The 616-nt window shown below is 52.4% G+C and carries 7 tRNA genes; all 7 read left to right on the top strand.

Annotated features, from left to right (window positions below):
• Positions 1-8: 8 nt before the first annotated feature.
• The 7 genes from EP1_RS13185 to EP1_RS13155 all read left to right on the top strand — a co-directional run bounded on the left by EP1_RS13185 (position 9) and on the right by EP1_RS13155 (position 616).
• A tRNA-Val gene (locus EP1_RS13185) sits at positions 9-81 on the top strand.
• A gap of 3 nt (positions 82-84) precedes the next feature.
• Positions 85-157: transfer RNA gene (locus EP1_RS13180), tRNA-Lys, on the top strand.
• 9 nt (positions 158-166) lie between these two features.
• Positions 167-248: transfer RNA gene (locus EP1_RS13175), tRNA-Leu, on the top strand.
• Between the two features lie 20 nt (positions 249-268).
• Positions 269-341 (top strand) — tRNA-Thr (locus EP1_RS13170).
• A gap of 4 nt (positions 342-345) precedes the next feature.
• Positions 346-417: transfer RNA gene (locus EP1_RS13165), tRNA-Gly, on the top strand.
• Between the two features lie 23 nt (positions 418-440).
• A tRNA-Leu gene (locus tag EP1_RS13160) sits at positions 441-526 on the top strand.
• Between the two features lie 16 nt (positions 527-542).
• Positions 543-616: transfer RNA gene (locus EP1_RS13155), tRNA-Arg, on the top strand.

Here is a 616-nt window from a genome sequence, read left to right as displayed (position 1 = left end):
GAACTCATGGAGGTTTAGCTCAGCTGGGAGAGCATCTGCCTTACAAGCAGAGGGTCAGCGGTTCGATCCCGTTAACCTCCATTTGAGCCGTTAGCTCAGTTGGTAGAGCATCTGACTTTTAATCAGAGGGTCACTGGTTCGAGCCCAGTACGGCTCATAAGTATATGCGGGTGTGGCGGAATTGGCAGACGCACTAGATTTAGGATCTAGCGCCTTACGGCGTGGGGGTTCAAGTCCCTTCACCCGCATTTTTATTTTTTTGTTTGTTGCCGGCTTAGCTCAGTTGGTAGAGCATCTGATTTGTAATCAGAGGGTCGAGGGTTCAAGTCCTTTAGCCGGCATCGTGCGGAAATAGCTCAGTGGTAGAGCACCACCTTGCCAAGGTGGGGGTCGCGGGTTCGAACCCCGTTTTCCGCTTTCCTGAAAGACCAGGGAAAAACGCCGGGGTGGCGGAACTGGCAGACGCACAGGACTTAAAATCCTGCGGTGAGTGATCACCGTACCGGTTCGATTCCGGTCCTCGGCATTAAGTAAATAGCAACGCACCCGTAGCTCAATTGGATAGAGTACTTGACTACGAATCAAGGGGTTAGAGGTTCGAGTCCTCTCGGGTGCA

Source organism: Enterococcus pseudoavium NBRC 100491, assembly GCF_001544295.1.
GTDB classification, from domain to species: Bacteria; Bacillota; Bacilli; order Lactobacillales; family Enterococcaceae; genus Enterococcus_A; species Enterococcus_A pseudoavium.
This window is presented reverse-complemented; position numbering and strand designations above follow the sequence as displayed.